24 protein-coding genes are annotated in these 23,491 nt (G+C 72.6%); 15 read left to right on the forward strand and 9 right to left on the reverse strand.

Annotated elements, in window-relative coordinates; genetic code table 11:
- Positions 1 to 186 precede the first annotated feature (186 nt).
- On the reverse strand, positions 187 to 696 hold the full coding sequence (locus ABIQ69_RS00125) for an N-acetyltransferase (protein ID WP_350348374.1): 510 nt from the start codon (positions 694 to 696) through the stop codon (positions 187 to 189).
- A 267-nt stretch (positions 697 to 963) separates the two neighbouring features.
- Between ABIQ69_RS00125 and ABIQ69_RS00130 the strand changes: the two genes are divergently transcribed.
- From ABIQ69_RS00130 to ABIQ69_RS00145, 4 genes are all read left to right on the forward strand, one after another.
- Entirely contained in the window at positions 964 to 1,233 is a 270-nt protein-coding gene (locus tag ABIQ69_RS00130) for a hypothetical protein (RefSeq protein ID WP_350348375.1), read from the forward strand.
- Between the two features lie 172 nt (positions 1,234 to 1,405).
- Complete coding sequence (locus tag ABIQ69_RS00135) at positions 1,406 to 2,128, forward strand: alpha/beta hydrolase (protein WP_350348376.1); 723 nt, start codon at positions 1,406 to 1,408, stop codon at positions 2,126 to 2,128.
- Between the two features lie 155 nt (positions 2,129 to 2,283).
- Complete coding sequence (locus tag ABIQ69_RS00140; RefSeq protein ID WP_350348377.1) at positions 2,284 to 2,739, forward strand: hypothetical protein; 456 nt, start codon at positions 2,284 to 2,286, stop codon at positions 2,737 to 2,739.
- 76 nt (positions 2,740 to 2,815) lie between these two features.
- A complete protein-coding gene (locus ABIQ69_RS00145) occupies positions 2,816 to 3,397 on the forward strand; it encodes a hypothetical protein (RefSeq protein WP_350348378.1) in 582 nt (193 codons plus the stop codon).
- 49 nt (positions 3,398 to 3,446) lie between these two features.
- Here ABIQ69_RS00145 and ABIQ69_RS00150 read toward each other — a convergent pair whose 3' ends face one another.
- Both ABIQ69_RS00150 and ABIQ69_RS00155 read right to left on the reverse strand, forming a co-directional pair.
- The gene (locus ABIQ69_RS00150) at positions 3,447 to 4,535 is read right to left on the reverse strand and encodes a HAMP domain-containing sensor histidine kinase (RefSeq protein ID WP_350350048.1); all 1,089 of its coding nucleotides are present in this window, start codon (positions 4,533 to 4,535) and stop codon (positions 3,447 to 3,449) included.
- Positions 4,528 to 5,211, reverse strand: a complete 684-nt coding sequence (locus ABIQ69_RS00155; RefSeq protein ID WP_350348379.1) for a response regulator transcription factor — start codon at positions 5,209 to 5,211, stop codon at positions 4,528 to 4,530. The genes ABIQ69_RS00150 and ABIQ69_RS00155 overlap by 8 nt, the downstream gene beginning before the upstream one ends.
- An 86-nt stretch (positions 5,212 to 5,297) precedes the next feature.
- Here ABIQ69_RS00155 and ABIQ69_RS00160 point away from each other — a divergent pair, with 86 nt between their 5' ends.
- Complete coding sequence (locus ABIQ69_RS00160; RefSeq protein ID WP_350348380.1) at positions 5,298 to 5,972, forward strand: M15 family metallopeptidase; 675 nt, start codon at positions 5,298 to 5,300, stop codon at positions 5,970 to 5,972.
- A gap of 31 nt (positions 5,973 to 6,003) precedes the next feature.
- On the opposite strand, the gene ABIQ69_RS00165 is transcribed toward ABIQ69_RS00160, so the two are convergent.
- Entirely contained in the window at positions 6,004 to 6,741 is a 738-nt protein-coding gene (locus ABIQ69_RS00165) for a hypothetical protein (protein WP_350348381.1), read from the reverse strand.
- Between the two features lie 56 nt (positions 6,742 to 6,797).
- Between ABIQ69_RS00165 and ABIQ69_RS00170 the strand changes: the two genes are divergently transcribed.
- The gene (locus tag ABIQ69_RS00170; RefSeq protein ID WP_350348382.1) at positions 6,798 to 7,277 is read left to right on the forward strand and encodes a YdeI/OmpD-associated family protein; all 480 of its coding nucleotides are present in this window, start codon (positions 6,798 to 6,800) and stop codon (positions 7,275 to 7,277) included.
- 63 nt (positions 7,278 to 7,340) lie between these two features.
- On the opposite strand, the gene ABIQ69_RS00175 is transcribed toward ABIQ69_RS00170, so the two are convergent.
- Positions 7,341 to 8,960, reverse strand: coding sequence for an amidohydrolase (locus tag ABIQ69_RS00175; RefSeq protein ID WP_350348383.1), 1,620 nt, complete (start codon positions 8,958 to 8,960; stop codon positions 7,341 to 7,343).
- Positions 8,957 to 10,318: a cytosine permease gene (locus tag ABIQ69_RS00180; protein ID WP_350350049.1), complete on the reverse strand. Its 1,362-nt coding sequence runs from the start codon at positions 10,316 to 10,318 to the stop codon at positions 8,957 to 8,959. The genes ABIQ69_RS00175 and ABIQ69_RS00180 overlap by 4 nt, the downstream gene beginning before the upstream one ends.
- A 226-nt stretch (positions 10,319 to 10,544) precedes the next feature.
- Here ABIQ69_RS00180 and ABIQ69_RS00185 point away from each other — a divergent pair, with 226 nt between their 5' ends.
- The 3 genes from ABIQ69_RS00185 to ABIQ69_RS00195 all read left to right on the forward strand — a co-directional run bounded on the left by ABIQ69_RS00185 (position 10,545) and on the right by ABIQ69_RS00195 (position 13,840).
- Positions 10,545 to 11,162, forward strand: coding sequence for a TetR family transcriptional regulator (locus ABIQ69_RS00185; protein WP_350348384.1), 618 nt, complete (start codon positions 10,545 to 10,547; stop codon positions 11,160 to 11,162).
- Between the two features lie 149 nt (positions 11,163 to 11,311).
- Positions 11,312 to 11,671: a DUF3054 domain-containing protein gene (locus ABIQ69_RS00190; RefSeq protein WP_350350050.1), complete on the forward strand. Its 360-nt coding sequence runs from the start codon at positions 11,312 to 11,314 to the stop codon at positions 11,669 to 11,671.
- Between the two features lie 183 nt (positions 11,672 to 11,854).
- On the forward strand, positions 11,855 to 13,840 hold the full coding sequence (locus ABIQ69_RS00195) for an FAD-dependent monooxygenase (protein ID WP_350348385.1): 1,986 nt from the start codon (positions 11,855 to 11,857) through the stop codon (positions 13,838 to 13,840).
- Positions 13,841 to 13,878: 38 nt separating this feature from the next.
- Here the strand turns inward: ABIQ69_RS00195 and ABIQ69_RS00200 are convergent, their stop codons facing one another.
- On the reverse strand, positions 13,879 to 14,595 hold the full coding sequence (locus ABIQ69_RS00200) for an IclR family transcriptional regulator (RefSeq protein WP_350348386.1): 717 nt from the start codon (positions 14,593 to 14,595) through the stop codon (positions 13,879 to 13,881).
- A gap of 228 nt (positions 14,596 to 14,823) precedes the next feature.
- On the opposite strand from ABIQ69_RS00200, the gene ABIQ69_RS00205 reads away from it, so the two are divergent.
- From ABIQ69_RS00205 to ABIQ69_RS00225, 5 genes are all read left to right on the forward strand, one after another.
- Positions 14,824 to 16,440 (forward strand): Re/Si-specific NAD(P)(+) transhydrogenase subunit alpha, encoded by a 1,617-nt coding sequence (locus ABIQ69_RS00205; RefSeq protein WP_350348387.1) that lies wholly within the window; start codon positions 14,824 to 14,826, stop codon positions 16,438 to 16,440.
- Entirely contained in the window at positions 16,433 to 17,854 is a 1,422-nt protein-coding gene (pntB, locus tag ABIQ69_RS00210) for a Re/Si-specific NAD(P)(+) transhydrogenase subunit beta (RefSeq protein WP_350348388.1), read from the forward strand. The genes ABIQ69_RS00205 and pntB overlap by 8 nt, the downstream gene beginning before the upstream one ends.
- A 202-nt stretch (positions 17,855 to 18,056) precedes the next feature.
- Positions 18,057 to 19,484 carry a glycosyltransferase family 39 protein gene (locus ABIQ69_RS00215; RefSeq protein ID WP_350348389.1) on the forward strand — a complete coding sequence of 476 codons (1,428 nt, stop codon included), beginning with the start codon at positions 18,057 to 18,059 and terminating at the stop codon, positions 19,482 to 19,484.
- 86 nt (positions 19,485 to 19,570) lie between these two features.
- A complete protein-coding gene (locus ABIQ69_RS00220) occupies positions 19,571 to 20,164 on the forward strand; it encodes a hypothetical protein (protein ID WP_350348390.1) in 594 nt (197 codons plus the stop codon).
- The gene (locus tag ABIQ69_RS00225; RefSeq protein WP_350348391.1) at positions 20,161 to 20,487 is read left to right on the forward strand and encodes a hypothetical protein; all 327 of its coding nucleotides are present in this window, start codon (positions 20,161 to 20,163) and stop codon (positions 20,485 to 20,487) included. Before ABIQ69_RS00220 ends, ABIQ69_RS00225 begins: the two co-directional genes overlap by 4 nt.
- A gap of 72 nt (positions 20,488 to 20,559) precedes the next feature.
- Here ABIQ69_RS00225 and purB read toward each other — a convergent pair whose 3' ends face one another.
- Entirely contained in the window at positions 20,560 to 21,939 is a 1,380-nt protein-coding gene (gene purB / locus ABIQ69_RS00230) for an adenylosuccinate lyase (protein WP_350348392.1), read from the reverse strand.
- The gene (locus ABIQ69_RS00235) at positions 21,936 to 22,463 is read right to left on the reverse strand and encodes a low molecular weight protein-tyrosine-phosphatase (protein WP_350348393.1); all 528 of its coding nucleotides are present in this window, start codon (positions 22,461 to 22,463) and stop codon (positions 21,936 to 21,938) included. Before ABIQ69_RS00235 ends, purB begins: the two co-directional genes overlap by 4 nt.
- Before the next feature lie 90 nt (positions 22,464 to 22,553).
- On the opposite strand from ABIQ69_RS00235, the gene ABIQ69_RS00240 reads away from it, so the two are divergent.
- The gene (locus ABIQ69_RS00240; RefSeq protein WP_350348394.1) at positions 22,554 to 23,465 is read left to right on the forward strand and encodes an aminoglycoside phosphotransferase family protein; all 912 of its coding nucleotides are present in this window, start codon (positions 22,554 to 22,556) and stop codon (positions 23,463 to 23,465) included.
- Positions 23,466 to 23,491: the final 26 nt, after the last annotated feature.

Below are 23,491 nucleotides of genomic sequence, written 5' to 3' on the forward strand. Positions count from 1 at the left end.
AGCGGCTCAGTTCTTCTGGAGCTTGACCGCCGATCCCCGCCATCGTCTTGTTGGGGATCGGTGTGATCGCACGGTGGGTCCACACGCCGTGACCCGACGTGCGGTGCTGCAGCTGCTTCCCCGTGAGGGATGCCCGCGCTCCTCGAGGCGGACACCCCTCACGGGTTCGCGGTGGGGCGATCCTGCTCAGGCGTTGAACGGCTTCGCCCATCGGATCCGTCCGCTCGGCAGCGCGCGGCGCGGGTCGACGCTCAGCGCCATGACGGCGTCATCCGGAGCGTCGATCGGTGCCGTGATCCCGTGAGCCGAGGCCCGCTCGAACCCGAACCGCGGGTAGTAGCCGGGGTGTCCGACGAGCACGATGGCGTGCTCGCCTCGTTCAGCGGCGGCCGAGATCGCCGCGCGGATCAGCGCTCCGCCCACGCCGCGGCTCTGCACCTCGGGACGAACCGAGACCGGGCCGAGGATCAGTGCCGGCCATTCGTCGATATGACAGCGCGTCAGCAGCACGTGCCCGACGAGGCCCCCCTCCGGATCCTCCGCGACCAACGACAGGCCACGGATCCAGGCTGGATCGTCGCGCAGCGCGTCGATGAGGTCGGCCTCGAGGGCGGTGGTGAATGCCGCGAGGGTGATCTCGCGGATGGTGGTGAGGTCAGTGCGCGATTCAGCGCGGATGATCCACTTGGTGGACAACGTGGTGACTCCGTTCAGGTGTTCGTACGATGCCCCGCGAACTCGCGCTCGAGCAGGGCGATGACAGACGATTCAGGCCAGAACCCGGGAGGCGAGCACTGCCCGGGCGCGACGATGCGCGGCCGACGGCGCGGTCATCAACTCACCTCGAAACGACGGTCGGTACGAACAGGAACCGCCTGAGCCTATGCCCCTTCACGCTCCCGTTCAAGGTGTCGCGCAGGCGGCCGGCACCGCATCTCCGGCCAGGACAGGAGATACTGGAGCATGTCCTCCTCCGTGGAACGCCGCTCCAACCCCGCCGCCTGGGCCGCCTTCTGGTTCGGGCTGGCCGGCCTCGTGCTCATGCCGATCCCGCTGTTCATCGGGCTGATCCTCGGCGGCGGCCTCTCGATCGTGGCCGCCGTCCTCGCCGTGATCGCCCTCCTCAAGGGGCTCGCGCGGAGCGGCAAGGGCATCGCGCCCGTCGTGTTCGCCGCGATCTTCATCGCGCTCACTTGGGCCGGTATCTCAGCCGGCGGCGGCACCATCTGGTAGATCGTCCGGAGCCCCGTGGCGCTCAGCGCCGGAGCATCCCCGGCGGTCCCGGGGCGCACGCCCGGGATGCGACCAGGGTGGCCGACCGGTGCCCGCCCACCCCATGGTGGCCGATCGTCGGAACGACTCGCGGCACCCGCCGCGAGCCCGACCGAACGGGAGAGCAACGACCATGACCACTTCGAACCCCACCATCGTCCTCGTGCACGGCGCCTTCGCCGATTCCGCCAGCTGGAACGGCGTGCTCCAGCGCCTCCAGGCCGTCGGCCTCCGCACCGTGGCCGTCGCCAATCCGCTCCGCAGCCTCGAGGGTGACGCCGCCTATCTTCGCGACGTCGTCGCGACGCTGGACGGACCCGTCGTGCTGGTGGGCCATTCGTACGGCGGCATGGTGATCAGCGAAGCGGCCGCCGGCCTCGACGCCGTCGCGGCGCTGGTCTTCGTCGCCGCATTCGCGCCTGACACGGGGGAATCGGCGCTGGAGCTCACGAACCGATTCCCGGGCGGCACGCTCGGCGACGCCGTCGCATCGTACGCCCTCGCGGGCGGCGGATCCGAGCTCGCGATCCGCGCCGAGGCGTTCCACGCCCAGTTCGCGGCGGATGTCCCGGGCGAGGAAGCCGCACTCATGGCGGCGACCCAGCGCCCGGTGGCCGAGGTCGCGCTCACGAGCGGGCTCACGGCGGCATCCCCGGCGTGGCGCCGCCTGCCGTCGTGGTTCGTCTACGGCGACGCCGATCGGAACATGCCGGTCGCCCTGCACCGGTTCTTCGCGGAGCGGGCCGGATCGCGCGGCACCCGGGAACTCCGCGGCGTTTCGCACGCGCTCACGGTCTCCGCGCCGGAGGAGGTCGCGGCGACGGTGCTCGACGCGGTCGCGGCACTGCGAGCCTGACCGGGCTCCGGTCCGGCGGCACGGGCGTCTGCTGGAAGGCACCCGTGCCCTGCCCGGGGGTGGACCAGTCACGGGCACCGGCGCGTGAGCGCGCACCTCCGCGGGATCGTGAGGGAGTGCCGATGGACGGCACCGCCACGAACAGGAGAGCGACCATGACCACCGTCCGTTTCACCCTCACGTCGGAACTGACCGCGCCGGAGCTCATGGCCGTGCTGACCGACTTCAGCCCGGCACGCGCGGAGCGCTGGCCCACGATCGACGCGGAGCACCTGGAGGTGCATGCGATCGGCGAGGACTGGGCCGAGGTGACCGAGGGCACGGCAGCCGCGTGGGAACGCGCCCGTTATGAATGGGATGCCGCGGCCAACCGGGTGGAGATCACCACGATCGACTCCAAGGTGTTCGGCCCCGGCGGCGGCTGGATCTTCCAGCTGACCCCCGAGGGCGAGCAGACCCGCGTCGATGTGGAACTCGTCCGCCGGCCGACCGCCCTCAAGGGGAAGCTGCTCGCCGCCCTGCTGCCCATCGTCGCGCCCGGGTCGCTGAGCCGTTCGTTCAGCGGTCCGCTGCGAGCGGTCCCGGCTGAGACGCCGGCCGCAGCCGCCTGACGACGGCGCGCCGAGCACCAGCCGGAACGGGCCCAGAAGAACCGAGAACCGAGAACCGAGAAACGAGGAACCGACCATGACCCGACTCATCGATCGCATCTTCGGGCGGAAGCCCGAGACGCCCGATCTGCCGCTGCCGAGCGGCACGTCCATCGAGGACGCACGCGCCGTCGAGCGGTACGAGCGGATGATCCGCACGGCACCCGCCGGCGTCATCGAGCGCGCCCACGTCGAGGCGTTCGAGCGCCTGACCCCCGCGCAGCTCGACCTGCTGTTCGCCAGACTGACCGCGGACGCTCAGCACGACGACGAGCGACCGGCGGATGCCGCGCCGGCCGAGCTCGCGCGCTCGGCGACCCGCGCCGAGCGGCGGCGACCCGGCGCCCTCTCCCGCAGCCTCGACGGCGCACCCGCCAGGACCGATGCGAGCGCACCGGCCGGAGCCGACGCGGGCGTCTGGGCCGCAGCCAGCATGTTCGACGCCATCGCCTGGTACGCCATCGCGTCTGTGGCATGGACCGCATGGGCCGGGTCGGCCGATCCGGCCCCGGACGACACCACGGCCCATGCCGCGGACGTCGACGGAAGCGACGCGGGCGACGCCGCAGGCGGCGGGGGCGGTGCAGACGCCGGCGACTTCTGGGACTTCGGCTTCTGACGCTCGGGGGCCGAACCGATCGCGAACCGGTCGGGAAGCGACGGAGGGCTCAGCCGGCGCCGGTCGCCGCCGGCAACCGCACCACGACCCGGAGTCCGCCGTCGTCGAGCGCCTCGATCGCGAGCTGCCCGTCGTGGGCCCGCACGATGCTCTGCACGATCGCGAGGCCGAGGCCCACCCCGACGTGATCCGACCGGATCCGCTCGGTCCCGCGCTGGAACGGCTCGGTGAGCGTAGCGACCGCCTGCGGGCTCAACCGCTCGCCCGTGTTCTCGACGCTCAGCCGCGCCTCTCCCCCGATGGTGGCCGTCTCGACGCGCACCGTGCCGCCGTCGGGGAGGTTGTGCACGACGGCGTTGTGCACGAGATTCGTCGCGACCTGCTGCAGCAGGGCCGGGGAGCCCTCGGCCCACGCCACGTCGCCCGAGACCGCGATGCTCACGCGGCGTCGCTCGGCGAGGGGCAGCAGCGTCTCCGCCGCCTCCTCGGCCACCAGCGAGAGGTCGACCTCGGTGCGGGTGAAGGCCCGCTGGTCGCTCCGGCTGAGCACGAGCAGGGCTTCCGTCAGCTCGATCGCGCGGGTGTTCACGGCCTCCAGCCGCTCGATGAGCTCAGGGCTCGGTCCTCCGGGGTCGCTGCGGGCGACCTCGAGCAGCGTGCGGCTGATCGCGAGCGGCGTGCGCAGCTCGTGCGAGGCGTTCGCGGCGAAGCGCTGCTGCTCGGCGACCTGCGCCTCGAGCCGGGCCAGCATGGTGTCGAAGCTGTCGGCGAGTTCACGGAACTCGTCTTGGCGGCCGGGCAGCTCGATCCGGTACGAGAGCGAACCCTTGGCCGCCCGGCGGGTGGCATCCGTGATCCGCGACAGCGGCGCGAGCATGCGGCCCGCGAGGAACCAGCCGCCGGCCAATCCGAAGACGAGCAGGAACAGCAGCGCCCACGCTGCGGCGGGCACGAACGCGCGCACCAGGTCGTCGCGGCCGGGGAAGAAGCCGTCGATCGTGTAATTCGCTCGTTCCGGGACGTATCGCAGCAGGAAGAGCCAGACCGCCGCGAGCAGCAGCGCGCTCGCCACGACGAGGAAGCCGGCGTAGCTGAGCGTGAACTTCAGGCGGACGCTGAGCCCCGGCTCCCTAGCCACGATCACCCGCCGTTCCTCCGGCGTCGATGCGGTACCCGACTCCCGGAACGGTGACGATCACCCACGGTTCGCCGAGACGCTTGCGCAGGGCGGAGACCGTGATGCGCACGGCGTTCGTGAAGGGATCGGCGTTCTCGTCCCAGGCGCGTTCGAGCAGTTCCTCGGAGCTGATCACGCCGCCATCGGCCTCCATCAGCACCTCGAGCACGGCGAACTGCTTGCGCGTGAGTGCCACGTACCGCCCGTCGCGGAACACCTCGCGCCGGAACGGGTCGAGCCGCAAGCCGGCGAGCTCGCGGATCGGCGGACGGCTGCGCCCGCGACGACGATCGAGGGCGCGCAGCCGCAGCACGAGCTCGCGCAGCTCGAACGGCTTGGTGAGGTAGTCGTCGGCGCCGAGTTCGAACCCCGTCGCCTTGTCGTCGAGGCGGTCGGCAGCGGTCAGCATGAGGATCGGGATGCCGCTGCCGGACGCGACGATGTGGGCCGCGATCTCGTCACCTGACGGCCCCGGGATGTCCCGGTCGAGCACGGCGATGTCGTACGCGTTCACGGCGAGCAGCTCCAGCGCCGTGTCTCCGTCGCCCGCGAGGTCGGCGGCGATCGCCTCGAACCGCAGCCCGTCGCGGATCGCCTCGGCCAGGTACGGCTCATCCTCGACGATCAGCACGCGCATGCCCCCATGGTAGGAGCGGGCGCATATCGCCGGCGTATCGCGCGCGACATACGCCCTCGCAACGGCCGGCTGCCTTGACTGGCCGCATGAGTCGAACGGTCCAGGCATCCATCGGTCATCGTCGCGCCGCCGGCGCTCGTCGTACTGCGGCGCTCGTCGCGACGGCCGTATGCGCGGTCGTCGCCGTGGCCGTCTTCGGCTGGGGCCCGTCGGTCGTCGGGTCGGTCGTCGACGCGGTCGGTGGTTCGAGCGGTGGTTCGGGCGGCTCGGCCGGTTCGGACGGCGCTTCGTGGGCCGACGGTGCGGTGGATGCCTCGGACGGCGAGCTGCCCGACGGGGTGAGCGTCTTCGACGACGGCTACCCCGGCGTCACTCGGCTCGAGCCGACCCTGCTCGCCGCGTTGCGGGCGGCGGGGTCGGCGGCCTCGGACGAGGGGATCGAGGTGCTCGTGACGAGCGGGTGGCGCTCGCCGGAGTATCAGGAGCGGCTGCTGCAGGATGCGGTGTCGACGTACGGCTCGGAGGAGGAGGCCGCCCGCTGGGTCGCGACGGCGGAGACCTCGGCGCATGTGTCCGGTGAGGCGGTCGATGTCGGCTCCTGGGACGCGATGGACTGGCTCGCCGAGCACGGGGCGGAGTTCGGTCTGTGCCGCACCTACGCGAACGAGCCGTGGCATTTCGAGTTCCAGCCGGATGCGCCCGACATGGGGTGCGCCGAGCTGTACGCCGATCCGACGGAGGATCCGCGGTTGCAGGGCTGACGCCGGCCAGGCCGTGTGCCGGATCCGTGCGTCAGTCCGGCAGCGTGACCGTGCCACCGGCGTCGAGCCGGCCGACGGAGAGCCCGCGTGAACCGTCGCGGTCGTCGATCGCGTACGGAACGCGGAGTCCGTCGCGCGGCAACCTGCCGTCGACGGTGCATGCGCTGCGGGACGTCCCGCCGGGCAGGAGGAGGACGAGGCAGAGTTCCTCCCCGTCGGAGGTACGCGCGATGTAGGCGGCAGGCCCGTCGAGCCGGCTGGCGAGCAGCCGCACGGAGGTCTCGTCGATCCCGCCCTCGACCTCGGCGGCGTTCGCCACCCGGGATGATTCGGCCGCCAGGGGGAGCTGGTCGATGAGGGCCAGCAGCTCGGTCTCCTCGAGCGGCATCCCCTCGTCCGGGCCGGCGCGCTGCGCCGCCGCCCACCCGAGGAACCCACCGACCACGAGGCCCCCGAGGCCCGCCACCGCCACCCACCGGGCGAGGCGAGCGCGCTCAGTGCGGTGCCGGCTCGGCCCGGCCTTCGCGGGGGCGGCCGCGGCGCCCGGTGCCTGCCGGGACGCGGCATCCGGATCGCTCGGATGGGCGGCGTGGCCCGAGACATCCGCCGGGCCGTTCTCCGGCGGACCGCCGGCGGGTGTCGGTCCGCTCAGTCCGCGCGCCGCCAGCGCCGCGAGTTCGTCGACCGCGCTGGCCCGCTCGGCGTCGGTCGAGTCCGCGCCGTAGGCGATCCGCTGCAGGTCGCGGATCCGGTATTCACTCGCGTCCACCCCGCCCCCTCGCCGACAGCCTGCACCGGTGGCCGGCGAGCGGCAAGGCGCGGCGCATGGTCGCCGGCCCGGTGCTGCGGCAGGATGGCGCCATGCAGCAGCGCTTCACGGCCATCGTCGAGCCGCACGAGAAGATGCGCGGACTCGAGGTCCCGCCGGAGGTCGTCGAGGCGCTCGGCGGCGGCAAGCGTCCGCGGGTCGTGGTGACGATCAACGGACACTCGTGGCGCACGCGCATCGCGATCATGCTCGGGCGCAACCTGATCGGCTTCAGCAACGCGAACCGGGCGGCCACCGGCGCGGAGGTCGGCGACGAGGTCGTCATCGACCTGTCGCTCGATGACGAACCGATCACCGTCGACGAACCGGCCGAGCTCAGCGCTGCCCTCGACGCCGACCCCGCTGCACGTACGGCGTTCGACGCCCTCACGCTCAGCCAGCGTCGGCAGCACGCCCGCGTGATCGGCCACGCGAAGGGGGCGGACACCCGCGCGCGGCGCGTCGAGAAGCTCCTCGCGGAACTTCGCGGCGCCTAGGCCCGGCACCGGGCACGGTTCCCACCGGCGCGGTTCCCACCGGCGCGGTCCGCGCCGCGCGCGTCACGCCTCGTGGACCGTGCGACCGCCGACCACGGTGCGGATGACCCGCGCCCCGAGCAACTCGTCGGGAGCCGACCCGAATACGTCCCGGTCCAGCACGATGAAGTCGGCGTGGAGGCCGGCCGCGATGCGACCGTACGACTCTTCGGCGCCGCACGCCCACGCCGCATCGCGCGTCGCGTGCTCGACCGCGGACACCAGCGGCAGCGCATAGGCCGGGACGTTCGGCGGCAGTGCGGGGTCGAGCGCCGAGCGCCTGGTCGCGGCGACGAACATGTTGGGCAGCGGCGCGTACGGCGAGGTGGGCGAGTCGGTGCCGAACACCAGGGGCGCGCCGGCGTCGGTCATCTCGGGCCACGGGAACCCGCGCTCGACGCGCTCGTCGCCGAGCATCGCTCGCCAGTTCTCCTGGATCGCGGGATCGGCGTGCACCGGCTGCATGCTCGCGGTGATGCCGAGCGCGGCCAGGCGGTCGATGTCGGCCCGCTCGACCACCTCGAGGTGCTCGATGCGATGACGGCGGTGCCGCGGGCCGTTCATCGCGATCGCGTGCTCGACGGCCGAGATCGCGATGCGGACCGCCTCGTCGCCGATCGCGTGCATGGCGATGCGCAGCCCGGCCGCGTCCGCCGCCGCGACCACCGGAGCGAGCTCGTCGAGGCTCCAGATCGGGTCGGGGTCGCTGCCGTCGGAGTACGGGTGCCCGACCGCCGCGGTGCAGCCGTCGACCGTGCCGTCGATCATGACCTTGACGCCCACGACCCTCAGCCACTCCGAGGCGTGAGCGGAGGCGAGCTCGACGGCCCGGGCGACTTCCGCCAGGTTCCGCGTCTCGTCGCCGGTGGGCTGCACGAGCCAATGGCCGGCGATGCGCGCCGTGAGCACGCCCGCTCGCTCGGCGCGCACCATGGCGGCGAGGTCGTCGTCGTCGAGACCCATGTCGGTCGTCGCGGTGACACCCGCAGCCGCGTACCCGCGCAGCGCCGAAGCCAGAGCCGCATCGAGGTCGTCGGCGGTCGTGAATCCGGCGAGCACCGGCCGGACGAGCAGGTGCATGGCGGTCTCGTCGACGAGTCCCGTGGCGCGGCCGTCGGCGTCGCGGTGGATCATGCCGCCCGCCGGATCGGCCGTGTCGTCGCCGATGCCGGTCTCGTCGAGCGCCGCCGTGTTGAGCCAGATGGAGTGGAAGTCGTACGCGTCGGCGTACACCGGGCGGTCGGCGACGACCGCGTCGAGCAGCTCCCGGCGGGGGCGACCGCCGACGGCGGCGTGCTGCCAGCCCTGCGCGCGGATGCGCGGCGCGTCGGGGTGGGCCTCGGCGAACGCCCGGATGCGCCGCTGGATCTCGTCGAGCGAGTCGGCGCCCCAGAGATCGACCTGCGCGGCCGCCTCCCCGGTGCCGATGACGTGCGCGTGCCCGTCGACGAACCCGGGCAGCACCGTCGCCCCGCCGAGGTCGACCACGTCGACGGCACGGTGCGCGGGGTCCGCGCCCGCGATCCTCCGGGCGGTGTCGTCGTCGCCGACGTAGGCGATCCGGCCGTCGCGGACGACGATCGCGGTCGCCCAGCGGCGTGCGTCGGCCGTGAAGACGCGGCCGTTCGTGTACAGGGCGGTCATGGCCGGCCCTCCTTCCCGAGCGGGGTGCGGATCAGCAGTGCGTACCCGGCGGCGGCCACCAGCATGCCGGCCGGCACCGACAGGTCGACGAAGCCGATGGCCTCGGCGATCGGGCCTGTCCAGACCGTGGTCGAGAGGCACAGCGCCGTCGCGACGCCGCCGGCGACGACGGCGACGGTGCCGGGGATGCTCCAGCCGCCGCTGTACCAGAACCGTCCGCCGCGCTCGTCGTCGAACAGTTCGGCGCCGTCGTAGCGGTTGCGGCGGAGCACCACGTCGGTGACGAACACCGTCATCGTGGGCGCCGACACGATCACGAGGAACTGCAGCATCAGGTTGACGGCGTCGAGGAGGTTCGTCGACAGGACGAGGTAGATGGTGAGGCCCGTGCCGATCACGCCGACCACGATCGCGGCGGGGATGCGCCGGAGCGGGATGCCGATCGCCTGCAGGGCCATGCTCGAGGTGTACGTCGTCATGCCGTTGAGCGCGACGGTGTTGACGACGACGCCGATGACGAAGACCGGCGCGAGCCACGGCGGCAGCAGTCCGAGCAGCGCGGACTCGATGCCGGCGTCCAGCCCGTCCATCACCGCGGTGCCCAGCAGCACGCCGACGATGGCGAACACGATGCCGGGCAGCGCGCCGCCGAGCGCGGTCGCCGCGATGATGTGCGACGGCTTCGTCGAGCGCGGCAGGTACCGGGCGAGGTCGGGGCTGTTGATGTACGAGATCGGGTTCGAGGCGATGAGCGTGAAGCCGATGGTCACGGCCGACCACAGCGGCGCACCCGACAGCGGATCGGCCGCCCGGTAGCCCCAGTCGACCTGGGGGAGGATGAACGCCGTGACCGTCGCGAAGATCACGGCCAGGACGATCGCGAACCAGGAGTACACGCGCACGATGAGCGCATGGCCGTAGACGGCGACGACCACGGTGATCGCCGAGATCACGAGGGTCACGATGATCGGCACGACGACGGGGTCGTCGAGGCCGATGCCGGCGAGGAGATCGGCGCCGAGGAACGACGAGGCGAGCCAGTTGAGCGCGAGGAACACGGCTCCGATCAACCAGCCCGTGAAGGTGACGACCGGCTTGTTGCCGACGATGCCGTAGATCGCGCGCGTGATGACCGAGCCAGAGGTGCCCGCGGCGGGCCCGCTGATCGCGATGATCCCGGGGAACACCCACAGCGCCGAGCCCGCGATGACGACGAGCACGGCCTGCCAGAGCTCGAGGCCGAGCAGGACGAGGGTCGCGCCCACGGTGAAGTTCAGGATGGTGACGCTCGGCGCCGCCCAGACGAAGAAGAGGTCGCGTGCTCGGCCGTGCCGCTCCCCCGCCCCGATCAGCTCGATGCCGCGGGTCTCGGGCTGCGTCGGGACATCCGGGAACTCCCCGGCCGGTGCCGGCGAAGCGGTGGTGGTCTGCGTCTCGTGTGGCACGGGGATTCCTCTCGGAGCGGGCAGGACGTCATCGTCGTTCTCCGGCGGCTACGTTCCCCGCGCTGCGGGCCGTCGTTGCCGGCTCTATTGGCCAAGCGGTCAATAGACTATTGGTCACACATCCAATAGCGTGGACGGCATGGTGTCAAGCGCGAATCCGCGACGGGTCCGCAAGCACCCCGACGAGCGCCGCGCCGAGATCCTCGCCGCGGCGGCCGATCTCGCGATCTCCGAGGGGCTGGAGCGCATCACGCTGCGCGCCGTCGCCGCGCGCATCGGCGTGCGCCCGGGGCTCATCACCCACTACTACCCCTCGGCCGAAGACCTCGTGGTCGCCGCGTTCGTGCGGGCGGCCGAGCAGGAGCGCGAAGCGGCCTACCCCGTGGAAGGCGCCCCGCTCACTCGGCTGGCGACATTCGTCCGTGCGATGCAGGCGCCCTCGTCGGATCCGCTGTCGAAGCTCTGGCTCAACGCACGGCATCTGTCGCGGTTCACCCCCGCGCTCGCCGAGGCCGTGCACGAGCAGGGAAAGCTCAACATCTCGAGCCTCCTCGCGATGATCGAAGCCGGGGTGGAGGACGGCACGTTCCGGTGCGATCCGCTCGCCGCGTCCGTGCGCATTCTCGCGGCGGTCGACGGGCACGGCTCCTACGTGAACGATGTCGGCGCCTTCGCCCACGAGGCGATCGACCGATTCGTGAGCGACACCGCCGAATGGGCGCTCGGGCTGGCGCCCGGAGCGCTGGCGGGAGCCTGACGTTGACGCTGAGCGGCCAGGTCACCGCCGTTGCGAGCAATCCGTAGGCTGAAGGCGTGACTCCCGCACGCTCCGAGGGATCCGCCGGCTCCGAGGCATCCGCCGCGCGAGACGCGGCTGCGCGGGCGACCCGGCCTGCCGTCGCGTTCATCATCGCCGCGGCAGCGCTCGACGCGCTGCTGGTCGTCGCGTTCGCGTCCACCGGCCGCGCGACCCACGGGGAGCACGCGTTCACCGGACTGTGGCAGACGGCGTGGCCCTTCCTCGCCGGCCTCGCCGTGGGGTGGGCCGCGACGTTCGCGTGGCGGGCGCCCGCGGCGCCGGTGCGGACCGGCCTCGGCGTCTGGGCGGCGACGCTCGTCGCGGGCATGCTGCTCCGCGCGGCGTCCGGTCAGGGCACCGCGCTGCCGTTCGTCATCGTCGCGGCGCTCGTGCTGTTCGCCGCGCTCGTCGGGTGGCGGGCGATCGCGGCTCTGGTGCGGCGCATCCGCACCGCCCGCACTCGCTGACGCGCGGACGTACGGACCGGCGCGCACCCGTTGATCCGCAGAGCTCACGCGCGACGGCGGTTGCGAGCGCCCGAGTGCCGCTCTAGCATGCACTTGCGCGATATGAGAATGGCACGTTCGCATATCGAACATCCGCCGGATGCCGCCACGGAGGCCACCCGCACAACGACGTGAGGAGACACAGTGCAGTTCCACCACCACGGGTACGTCTCGGGCGATCCCCGCGTGCAGCCCGCGGCGGGCATCGGACTCGACCGCCCGGCCGATCTGCCCGACGAGATCGACGTCCTCATCGTCGGATCGGGCCCGGCCGGCATGCTCATGGCCGCTCAGCTGTCGCACTACCCCGACGTGGTGACCCGCATCATCGAGCGTCGCGAGGGTCGCCTGGTGCTCGGGCAGGCCGACGGCATCCAGCCCCGCAGCGTCGAGACGTTCCAGGCGTTCGGCTTCGCCGAGCGCATCACCGCCGAGGCCTACAACATCGGATACATGAACTTCTGGGGCCCCGACCCCGCCGATCCGCGCTCCATCATCCGCACCTCGCGCACCGAGGACTACGGCTACAAGATCAGCGAGTTCCCGCATCTCATCGTGAACCAGGCACGCGTGCTCGACTACTTCGCCGAGGCCGCCGTGCACGGGCCCGGCCGGATCACGCCCGACTACGGCGTCGAGTTCCTCGGCCTCACGGTGCACGAGCCGAGCACCGGTGAGCCGAGCACCGGTGAGCCGAGCACCGGTGAGCCGAGCGCCGGTGGGCCCGGCGCCGGCGACTACCCCGTCGAGGTGCGGCTCCGCTACACGGCGGGCGAGCGCGCCGGCGAGGAGCGCACCGTGCGGGCGAAGTACGTCGCGGGCTGCGACGGTGCACGGAGTGCCGTCCGCGAGGCGATCGGTCGCAGGCACGTCGGCGCGTTCGCGGCGCACGCGTGGGGGGTCATGGACGTGGTCGTGAACACCGACTTCCCCGACTGGCGCACGAAGTGCGCGATCAACTCCGCGGCGGGCAACATCCTGCACATCCCGCGCGAGGGCGGGTACCTGTGCCGCATGTACATCGATCTCGGCGAGGTCTCGGCCGACGACCACCACCGCGTCCGCGCGACCCCGATCGAGACGATCATCGCGAAGGCGAACGAGATCCTGCACCCGTACTCCATCGATGTCCGCGAGGTCGCCTGGTACAGCGTCTACGAGGTCGGGCACCGGGTCACCGACCACTTCGACGACCGTGCCGACGAGGCAGCGGCAGGCGGTGCGGATGCCTCGCCGCGCGTGTTCCTCGCGGGCGACGCGTGCCACACGCACAGCGCCAAGGCCGGCCAGGGCATGAACGTCTCCATGCAGGACGGCTTCAACCTCGCCTGGAAGCTGGGCGCCGTGGTCACCGGCCGGGCGTCTGCCGACCTCCTCTCGACGTACTCGGCCGAGCGGCAGCCCGTCGCGCAGCAGCTCATCGACTTCGATCGCGAGTGGTCGAGCCTCATGGCGCGCAAGCCCGAGGAGATCTCGGACCCCCAGGAGCTCGCGAACTACTACCTCGGCACGGCGGAGTTCCCGTCCGGGTTCATGACGCAGTACGGCCCCTCGATCATCGTGGGCGAGGCGACGCACCAGGAGCTGGCGTCGGGGTTCCCGATCGGCAAGCGCTTCAAGTCCTCGCCGGTGTCGCTCGTGTGCGACGGCAACGTCGTGCACCTCGGCCACCACGCGCGGGCCGACGGCCGCTGGCGGATCTACGCCTTCGCCGACGGGGCCGCGGCGGGCGAGGCATCCGCTCTCTCGTCGTGGGCCGAGTGGATGGCGTCGGCCGAGTCGCCGCTCGCGCGGTTCACGCCGGCGAACGGCGACGTCGACGCGGTGTTCGACGTCAAGGCGATCTACCAGCAGCCGCACGAGGGCGTCGACCTGATGCGCGTGCCCGAGGTGTTCCGCCCGAGGACGGGGCCGCTGGGGCTGATGGACTGGGAGAAGGTGTTCGCCGCGGCGCCGAGCGTCTGGTGCCCGACCGACATCTTCGAGGAGCGCGGCATCTCGCGCGACGGGGCCGTCGTCGTGGTGCGGCCCGACCAGTACGTCGCACACGTGCTGCCGCTCTCGGCGATCGACCCGCTCGCCCGGTTCTTCGCGGGCGTCCTGGTTCCCGCGAGCCCGTCCGCGGAGTAGCGGCGCCGTCGCGGCCTCGCCCTCGGGCGCCGCCGCGCTCAGGCGCCGTAGGCGCGGGCGATCCGCTCGGCTGCGAGCTGCAGCCGCGCGGCGATCTCCACCTCGGGCTTCGGGAAGGAGACGTGGATCACGGCGATCGCGGCCGGCGGCTGCCCGGGTAGCGCGAGCGGCACGGCGACGGAGCGGAGCGAGGGCACCACCTCGTCGTGGCTCAGCGCATAGCCGCGCGCCTGGCTCTCGGCGATCTCCTCGCGGAGTCCGTCGGGCACATCGGCGGGCCAGTCGCGGGCGGGCAGGCCGAGCAGGATCGCCTTGCCGGGTCCGCCGCGAGTGATGGGATGCCGGTGTCCCGGACGGTACGAGACGACGGCCATCGTCCGCCGAGGGGCCGCACTCACGAGCGTGACCGCTTCGTCGGCGTCGACGGGCACGGCGACGAGGCAGGTCATGCCGAGTTCGTTCGCGACCTCGTCGAGCTCGGGCAGCGCGACCTGCTGGAGGTCGCGCGCGACGCCCGAGGCGAGCGCCGCCAGGCCGGTGCCGAGGGCGACGCGCCCGGCGGGGTCACGGGTGACCAGCCGGTGCTCCTCGAGCGTGCGGAGCAGCCGGTACGCGACGGAGCGGTGCACGCCGAGCGCGGCGGCGAGCTCGTCGATGGTGAGGTTGCGGTCGGCGGCGGCGAGCACCTCGAGGATGCGGATGCCTCGGCTCAGGGTCTGCGATCCGGCCGTCGGCGTTCCACCGGTCGGTGCCATCGCTCGCCTCCCTCGTGCCGTCGGTCGGGCGTCCTCCCGGACGCTCCGTCCGATAGTAGGACGCGCTGACCGAAGATCGAACGCGGCGATGTTCTCCGGAACGAAAGATTGCCGGAATTCGGCCTCCCGAATCGCCCGCCGGCACCCCGCCGGGACGCCCGGGCACCCTACGCTGATCGACATGCTGCTCGGACGCCGTGGGCGTCCGCTCGATGAGGAGGAGGCTGCATGGCCCGGATCGGCATCGTCACGGAACAGGCGCCGGAGACGCGCGTCGCCGCGACCCCGGCAACCGTCGCCCAGCTCGTCGCCCTCGGCTACGACGTCGTGGTCGAGGCCGGCGCGGGCGCCCGTTCCTCGTTCCCCGACGACGCGTACTCGGCCGCCGGCGCGACCGTCGTGGCGGGCGGGGAGGCGCTGGCGAGCGACATCCTGTTGAAGGTCAATGCACCGACGGAGGCCGAGGTCGCGGCGCTCCGCCCGGGGACGACGCTCATCGCGCTGCTCGCGCCGGCGTTCCGGCCCGAGCTGCTCGCCGCCCTCGCCGAGCGGGGGGTGACCGCGCTCGCGATGGACGCGGTGCCGCGGATCTCCCGCGCGCAGTCGATGGACGTGCTGAGCTCGATGGCGAACATCGCCGGCTACCGGGCCGTCATCGAGGCCGCGCACGAGTTCGGCCGCTTCTTCACCGGGCAGGTGACGGCCGCCGGGAAGGTGCCGCCCGCGAAGGTGCTCGTCGCGGGCGCCGGCGTCGCCGGCCTCGCTGCGATCGGGGCCGCCTCGAGCCTCGGCGCCATCGTCCGTGCGACCGACCCTCGCCCGGAGGTCGCCGATCAGGTGCGCTCGATCGGCGGCGAGTACCTGAAGGTCGAGGTCGACGAGGAGATGGTCTCGACCGACGGCTACGCGAAGGCCACGAGCGAGGCGTACGACCGACGGGCCGCCGAGATCTACTCGGAGCACGCGCGTGAGGTCGACATCGTCATCACCACGGCGCTCATCCCCGGGCGTCCGGCGCCGAAACTGCTGACGGCGGCGGATGTCGCGAGCATGAAGTCGGGCTCGGTCGTGGTCGACATGGCCGCCGGGCAGGGCGGCAACGTCGAGGGCTCGGTCGCGGGCGAGCGGATCGTCACCCCGAACGGCGTGATCATCCTCGGGTACACCGACCTCGCCTCGCGGCTGCCGACCCAGGCGTCGCAGCTCTACGGCACCAACGTCGTGAATCTGCTGAAGCTGCTCACCCCAGCCGCCGACGGCGAGCTCGTGCTCGACTTCGACGACGTGGTGCAGCGCTCGGTGACCGTCGCCCGCGGCGGCGAGGTGACCTGGCCGCCGCCGCCCGTGCAGGTGTCGGCGGCGCCCGCGGCAGCCGCCGGCTCGGGCAGCGGTGCGGGCGGTTCCGCGACCGGCGCAGCGGCCGTCGGTGCGGCGGGCGCCGCCGGGCCGGGCGGTACCGCCGAGGCATCCGCGCGTCGCCCGTCGCCCGTCCGTCGCGCCGTCCTCGTCGCCGTCGGGATCGCCGCCCTCTTCGCCGTCAACGCGGTCGCGCCACCCCCGTTGCCGCAGCATCTCACGGTGCTCGTGCTGTCGGTCGTAGTCGGGTTCTACGTCATCGGCAAGGTGGCGCACGCGCTGCACACGCCGCTCATGAGCGTGACGAACGCGATCTCGGGCATCATCATCGTCGGCGCGATGGTGCAGATCACCAGCGACCAACCGGTCGTGCAGGTGCTCGCCGGCGTCGCGGTGCTGCTCGCCAGCATCAACATCTTCGGAGGGTTCGCCGTGACCCGGCGCATGCTCGCGATGTTCTCGTCCGGACGGGGGGCCGACCGTGGCTGAATCCGCCCCGCTGGTCTCCGCGGCCTCGATCGCGACCGCGGCCTATCTCGTCGCCGCGCTGCTGTTCATCATGAGCCTCGCCGGCCTCAGCAGGCACGACACCGCCAGAGCCGGTGTCGGCTACGGCATCGCCGGCATGGCGATCGCGCTCGTCGCGACCGTGTGGACCACCTTCGCCGGCGCCTGGGGCACCCCCGAGGTGACCACGGGCCTCGTCCTGCTCGTCGTCGCCGTGCTCGTCGGCGGCGCGGTCGGCCTGTGGCGCGCCCGCGTGGTCGAGATGACCGGCATGCCCGAGCTCATCGCCCTGCTGCACAGCTTCGTCGGCCTCGCCGCCGTGCTCGTGGGCTGGAACGGGGCGCTCGACGAGACCGGCATGTCCGGTGCGCTCCTCGACATCCACCACGCCGAGGTGTTCATCGGGGTGTTCATCGGAGCGGTGACGTTCACGGGCTCGATCGTGGCGTTCCTGAAGCTCTCGGCGCGCATGTCGTCGGCGCCGCTCATGCTTCCGGGCAAGAACGCGCTGAACCTCGGCGCCCTCATCGCGTTCGTGGCGCTCACGGTCTGGTACGTCATCACGCCCGAGCTGTGGCTCCTCGTCGTCGTCACCGTGCTCGCCCTGCTGCTCGGCTGGCATCTCGTCGCCTCGATCGGCGGCGGCGACATGCCCGTCGTCATCTCGATGCTGAACAGCTACTCGGGCTGGGCGGCCGCGGCCGCCGGCTTCCTCCTGAACAACGACCTGCTGATCGTCACCGGCGCCCTCGTCGGCTCCTCGGGTGCCTACCTCTCCTACATCATGTGCAAGGCGATGAACCGCTCGTTCATCTCGGTCATCGCCGGCGGCTTCGGCATCGCCGCACCGACCTCCACCGGCGAGGTCGAGGGCGAGATCGCCGAGATCAGCGCCGCGGATGCCGCCGCGCTGCTGCGCGACGCGCCGAGCGTCATCATCACCCCGGGGTACGGCATGGCCGTCGCGCAGGCGCAGGCACCGGTGGCGGAGCTGACCCGGCGCCTCCGCGAACGGGGCGCCGAGGTGCGGTTCGGCATCCACCCGGTGGCCGGGCGCCTGCCCGGGCACATGAACGTGCTGCTCGCCGAGGCGAAGGTGCCGTACGACATCGTCGAGGAGATGGACGAGATCAACGACGACTTCGCCGAGACGGCGGTCGTGCTCGTGATCGGCGCGAACGACACCGTGAACCCCGCTGCGGCCGAGGACCCGGGCAGCCCCATCGCCGGCATGCCGGTGCTTCGGGTGTGGGAGGCCGGGACGGTGATCGTGTTCAAGCGCTCGATGTCCGCCGGCTACGCCGGCGTGCCGAACCCCCTGTTCACGCGTGACAACGCCCGCATGCTCTTCGGCGACGCGAAGGCGCGGATCGAGGACATCCTGCGGGCGCTGTAACCCCGGGGCGCTCAGGCGCAGACTGGAGTGGATGGGCTGCACCGGCCGCGGGGAGGGCGGCGGCGACGCGACGTCGCCGTCCGTTGACGCCCGCCCGCGCCGACGCGAGGCGGGGACGGCCGGCGGACCGTCCGCCGAGCCGCGCGGCGGTCCGGCGGATCCCCGCGGTGCCCGCCGTGGTCGGACGCTCGGCGACGGCACCGTGGCCCTCCTCGTCGGCGCCGTCGCCGCGGTCGTCGGCATCGCCGGCGCCTGGATTCCGTCGTACTGGGGCGACGAGGCCGCCACCCTCATGTCGGCGTCGCGCGACTGGGCGTCGCTTGCCGCCCTCCTCGGCACGGTGGACGCGGTCCATGGGCTCTACTACGCGTTCATGCACCTCTGGACCGATCTCGTCGGCACCTCGCCGTTCGCGACCCGCCTGCCGTCGGGTCTCGCCTTCGGCGCCGCCGCGGCCGGCCTCACCCTCCTCGTCCGCACGGGCGCCGACCGGGCGACCGCGCTCCTCGCGGCCGCCCTGCTCATCGCGACGCCGCGCGTGACGCAGGCGGCGACCGAGGCGAGACCGTTGGCCTTCGCGACCGCGACCGCGGTCTGGCTCACCCTGCTCCTCGTGCGGCTGGCGGATGGGCGGATGTCCCGCGCCTGGTGGTGGGTCTACGCGGTCGGGATCGGGGCCGCGACGACGCTCAACCTCTACGTGCTCCTCCTCGTGCCGGTGCATGCGGTGGTGCTGCTCGCCGATCCCCGCCGGCGGGCCGGACTCGGCGCGTTCGCGCTCGCCGCAGCGGGAGGCGTCCTGCTGTCGGGCCCGGTGCTCGCCGCCGCGGCGCTGCAACGCGACCAGATCGCCTTCCGCGCCGAACAGGAGGTCGTCACGCCCGCAGGGGTGCTCGTCGGCCAGTGGTTCATGCTCGGACCGTTGGCGGTGGTGATGTGGCTGCTCGTGCTCGCGGGCGTCGCCGCGGCGGCCTGGCATGGGTCCGACCCCGGATGGGCCGGTCGCCGCCGGCTCGTGGTGCTCGCCGGGGCCTGGATCGCGGTGCCGACGGCCGTGCTGCTCGCCGTGACCCTGCTCGTGACGCCCGCGTATACGCCCCGCTACCTCGTGTTCTGCGCGCCGGGCGTGGCGATCGCCGCCGCCGTCGCGATCCGCCTGCTTCCGTCGGTCTGGATGCGCGTCTTCGCGGTCGTCGTCGTGGTCGCGCTCGCCCTGCCCGCCTACGTCGATCAGCGCACGCCGTACGCGAAGAACGCCCGCACCGACTGGCAGGACGTCGCCGCGACCGTCGACCGGCTCACCGACCCGGGAGACGGAGTGGTCTTCGACGACGGGGTCCGGCCGTCGCGCCGGCCGCGGCTCGCCATGCACACCTACCCCGACGGGTTCGCCGGGCTGCGCGACCTCGCCCCCATCCGGCCGTACCACCGGACGGACGGCCTTTGGGACGTGACGGCGCCGCTCGCCGACGTCGCGCACCGGCTCGACGCCGTGGACCGCGTCGTCGTCGTGTCGAGGAGCCGGACCGGCACCGACGGCGACGTGGCCGTGCTGCGCTCGGCCGGCTTCGTCGAGCGGGAACGGGTGCGGCTCGCCTCCGACACCGTGATCCGGTTCGAGCGGCGGTGACGCGCGGCGGCGGCCGCAGGCTCTCGGCGGGCTCCCGGCAAGCCCGCGCGTAGGATTGAACGGTTCCCCGAGTGAAAGAGGTCGTCGTGACCGATGCCCGTGGCGGTGCCGTCGAGCTCCCGCGGTACTGGGTTGTCCCCGTCGTCCGGGGCGCGCTGGCCATCGTGCCGGCGGCGGTCATCACGTTCTCGCAGGACCACTCCCCCGCGCTCGGGCTCACCGTCTTCGGCGTCTGGGCGGTCGTCTCCGGCCTCGTCACGGGGCCGCTGTCGTTGCGCCTGCTCGCCGACCGGGTCATCCGCTGGCTCGCCGCCGCGCAGGCGGTCGCGACCGTCGCCGCCGGGATCACGGCCCTCATCGTGCCGCCGGGCCTGCCGGCCCTCGTTGTGCTGCTCATCGCGTGGGCCGCCGTGTCGGGGCTGCTCGAGCTGTTCGCCGGCCTCCGCGCCCGTGGCCGCAGCGCCGTCGCACGCGACTGGCTCACCGTCGGCGGGGCGACCGCGCTCGCCGCGATCCTCTTCCTCGTCTTCCCCTTCGATCCGGTGAGCATCGTGGGCCTGCTCGGCGCCTACCTCGTCATCGTCGGCGTGCTGCTCGTCATCGGGGGGCTCTCGCTCAAGTGGGCCGGCGCCGCGCGTCCGGCCGCCGCACCCCAGGCATCCCGATCGGAGCAGTCGTGACCCAGCCCGGCCAGCACCCCGGCCAGTACGAGCCGAGCCGTCGCGAGGTGCTCCGTCCCGCGGAGTACGTCGGCGGCGCGGCGATCGCGGCGATCTTCGTCGGCGCCATCACGCTGATGGTCACCCGCGACTGGACCCTCACGCTCATCGGCACGGGCGCCGTGTTCATCATCGTGCTCGTCGTGCTCGCCCTGCTGCAGATGGCGGTGAAGCCCGACGCCACGGAGCGCGCCGAGATCGCCGAGACGGATGCCTCCGCCTCCGGCGACGCGGCTCCCGGCGAGGCGGGCGGCGGGGCGGAGCCGAAGGGTCCCGCGCACTAGCGCGAGCCCCTCCGACCGGCGCTCCGGCGCGCGGTCAGCCCCGCCCGGGCGCGCCCCGCCGGTGAGGCCGGATCAGAGCGCGTCGACGAGCTCGTCGGCGAGGCCGACGTACGAGGCGGGCGTGAGCGCGAGCAGACGCTGCTTCGCGGCATCCCCGATCTCGAGGCCCTCGACGAAGGCCGCGAGCTCCTCCGCACCGACTCGCTTGCCGCGCGTGAGCTCCTTCAGCAGCGCGTACGGGTCGGAGATGGTCGAGCGACCGGCCACCACCTCGGCTCGGATGACCGTCTGGATGGCCTCGCCGAGCACCTCCCAGTTGTGGTCGAGGTCGTCGAGCAGCAGCGCCCGGTCGAGGTCGATCTCGCCGAGGCCGCGCTGGATGTTGTCGAGCGCGAGCAGCGAGTGCCCGAAGCCGACCCCGATGTTGCGCTGCGCGCTCGAGTCGGTGAGGTCGCGCTGCAGCCGGGAGGTGACGAGCGTGGCGGCGAGGGAGTCGAGCACGGCCGAGCTGAGCTCGAGATTCGCCTCGGCGTTCTCGAACCGGATCGGGTTGACCTTGTGCGGCATCGTCGAGGAGCCCGTCGCCCCGGCTGCGGGGATCTGGCGGAAGTAGCCGAGGGAGATGTAGGTCCAGATGTCGGTCGCGAGGTTGTGCAGCACCCGGTTCGCGTGCGAGACCTTGCCGTAGAGCTCGGCCTGCCAGTCGTGCGACTCGATCTGCGTGGTGAGCGGATTCCACGTCAGGCCGAGCGACTCGACGAATTCGCGCGAGACCTCGGGCCACGAGACATCCGGCGCCGCGACGACGTGCGCCGAGAACGTGCCGGTCGCACCGGAGAACTTGCCGAGGTACTCGGTCTGCTCGATCTGGCGCTCGATGCGGCGGAGCCGGTGGGCGAACACCGCGAGCTCCTTGCCCATCGTCGACGGGGTGGCCGGCTGCCCGTGCGTGCGGCTCAGCATCGCGGCATCCCGGTGCTCGCGGGCGAGGGCGGCCAGCGCTTCGACGACCTCGCGCAGCTTCGGCAGCCACACCTGCTCGACCGCGTCGCGCACCGTGATCGCGTAGGAGAGGTTGTTGATGTCCTCGCTGGTGCAGGCGAAATGGGTGAGCTCGGCGATGGCGTCGAGGCCGAGTGCCGAGAGGCGGCGGCGCACGTAGTACTCGACGGCCTTCACGTCGTGGCGGGTGGTGGCCTCGAGGGTGGCGAGCTCGTCGATCGCGTCCTGGCCGAAGTCGGCGACGATCCCGCGGAGTGCCTCCTTCTGCGCGGCGTCGAGGGGCGACGTGCCGAAGAACCCGCGGTCGGTCTGGGCGATGAGCCACTCGACCTCGACGTGCACGCGTGCCCGGTTCAGGCCGGCCTCCGAGAGGTGCTCGCCGAGCCCGCCGACCGCTGCGCGGTAACGTCCGTCGAGGGGGCTGAGCGGCTGGGGAGGCAGCGACATCATCGGATTCCTTGTCTGAGTGCGGGGGCGAGTTGCCGGAAGAGCGACTGAGTCGACCGCTCTATCATCCCAAGAACTCGATCGAAGGTTTCCGCGTCGGAGTAGTAGGGGTCGGGCACGTCCTGCACGTGGGCGAGCTCGGGGTCGAACTCGAGCAGCAGCCGCACCTTGTGCTGGTCGACGGCTGAGCGCGCCCAGTTGCGGAGGATGCGCGCCTGCCCGCGGTCGAATGCGACGACGAGGTCGAGCTCGGGGAACGTCGTCGGGTCGAACTGCCTCGCCCGGTGCCGTGACCCGTCGTAGCCCGCGCGTTCGAGTGCGTCGATGGTCCGGCGGTCGGCCTGCTCGCCGACGTGCCAGTCGCCGGTCGCGGCAGATTCGATCGCGAGGGCGCCGTCGAGGCCCGCGCGTTCGGCGAGGGAGCGCAGCACCACCTCGGCCATCGGCGACCGGCAGATGTTGCCGGTGCACACGAAGGACACTCGGAAGGGCTGCGCGGCGGCCCCCGCGGGATCCGCTCGCGTCATGGGTCTCATTCTGGACGAGATCGGCCGGTTCCACACCCGCCAGTTCGGGCGGCGGCGCTAGGCTGGCGGCTCGCGACGGGAGGGACGACGATGACGGATGCCCCCGCCCCCGACGTCGAGGTCGACGAGGCGCTCGTCGCGCGGCTCGTGCGCGAGCAGCATCCCGATCTCGCGGGAGACGTGCGGCTGGTCGCGAACGGCTGGGACAACGCGATCTTCCGGCTGGGCGAGCGGTGGGCGGTGCGGATGCCGCGACGCGAGCTCGGCGCTCGCCTCGTGGCGGGCGAGCAGCTGTGGCTGCCGGAGCTGGCGCGGATGCTGCCTGTCGCCGTGCCGGCACCCGTTCGGGCGGGAGTCCCGGCCGCCGGCTACCCGTACGCGTGGAGCATCGTGCCGTGGTTCGACGGGGTCGACGCGGCATCCGTCACCCCTGCCGAGCGCACCGGCGCCGCGGCGGATCTCGCGGCGACGGTGAGCGCCCTCGCGGTCCCGGCGCCGCGTGAGGCTCCGTTCAATCCGTACCGCGGGATCCCGCTGGCGGAGCGCGATGCGGGGATGCGGGAGCGGTTCGCCTCCCCCGCGCTCGCCGCGGCGGTGGCGGGCACGGACGTCGCACGCCTCGAACACGTCTGGCACGTCGCGCTGGCGGCGCCCGCATACGCCGGCCCCCCGGTCTGGGTGCACGGCGACCTGCATCCCGCGAACCTGCTGCTGCGACCCGACGGCGCCCTCGCCGCGGTGCTCGACTTCGGCGACGTCACCGCGGGCGATCCGGCGACGGACCTCGCGACGGCGTGGCTGACGTTCGATGCGGCCGGACGGGACGTCTTCCGCCGCGAGCTCGACGCGGCGGGCGTGACGGATGCCTCCGCCTGGGCGCGCGCCCGCGGGTGGGCGCTCGTGCTGGCGACGGGGATCGTGACGAGCGTCGGGGTCGAGGGGCGTCTCGGCACGATGGCGCTGCATGCGCTCGGCCAGGTGCTGTCCGACCCGGCGGACTGACCACTTCGCCTCCACAGGCGCATGGT

It is taken from the genome of Agromyces sp. G08B096, assembly GCF_040267705.1.
Classification (GTDB): domain Bacteria; phylum Actinomycetota; class Actinomycetes; order Actinomycetales; family Microbacteriaceae; genus Agromyces.

Excerpts from the sequence above, each read along its gene's own strand:
- ABIQ69_RS00130 (WP_350348375.1), top strand. The coding sequence starts at position 964 with ATGTCCTCCTCCGTGGAACGCCGCTCCAACCCCGCCGCCTGGGCCGCC.
- ABIQ69_RS00135 (WP_350348376.1), top strand. The coding sequence starts at position 1,406 with ATGACCACTTCGAACCCCACCATCGTCCTCGTGCACGGCGCCTTCGCC.
- ABIQ69_RS00140 (WP_350348377.1), top strand. The coding sequence starts at position 2,284 with ATGACCACCGTCCGTTTCACCCTCACGTCGGAACTGACCGCGCCGGAG.
- ABIQ69_RS00145 (WP_350348378.1), top strand. The coding sequence starts at position 2,816 with ATGACCCGACTCATCGATCGCATCTTCGGGCGGAAGCCCGAGACGCCC.
- ABIQ69_RS00155 (WP_350348379.1), bottom strand. The coding sequence starts at position 5,211 with ATGCGCGTGCTGATCGTCGAGGATGAGCCGTACCTGGCCGAGGCGATC.
- ABIQ69_RS00160 (WP_350348380.1), top strand. The coding sequence starts at position 5,298 with ATGAGTCGAACGGTCCAGGCATCCATCGGTCATCGTCGCGCCGCCGGC.
- ABIQ69_RS00170 (WP_350348382.1), top strand. The coding sequence starts at position 6,798 with ATGGTCGCCGGCCCGGTGCTGCGGCAGGATGGCGCCATGCAGCAGCGC.
- ABIQ69_RS00175 (WP_350348383.1), bottom strand. The coding sequence starts at position 8,960 with ATGACCGCCCTGTACACGAACGGCCGCGTCTTCACGGCCGACGCACGC.
- ABIQ69_RS00185 (WP_350348384.1), top strand. The coding sequence starts at position 10,545 with ATGGTGTCAAGCGCGAATCCGCGACGGGTCCGCAAGCACCCCGACGAG.
- ABIQ69_RS00200 (WP_350348386.1), bottom strand. The coding sequence starts at position 14,595 with ATGGCACCGACCGGTGGAACGCCGACGGCCGGATCGCAGACCCTGAGC.
- ABIQ69_RS00205 (WP_350348387.1), top strand. The coding sequence starts at position 14,824 with ATGGCCCGGATCGGCATCGTCACGGAACAGGCGCCGGAGACGCGCGTC.
- purB (WP_350348392.1), bottom strand. The coding sequence starts at position 21,939 with ATGATGTCGCTGCCTCCCCAGCCGCTCAGCCCCCTCGACGGACGTTAC.
- ABIQ69_RS00235 (WP_350348393.1), bottom strand. The coding sequence starts at position 22,463 with ATGACGCGAGCGGATCCCGCGGGGGCCGCCGCGCAGCCCTTCCGAGTG.
- ABIQ69_RS00240 (WP_350348394.1), top strand. The coding sequence starts at position 22,554 with ATGACGGATGCCCCCGCCCCCGACGTCGAGGTCGACGAGGCGCTCGTC.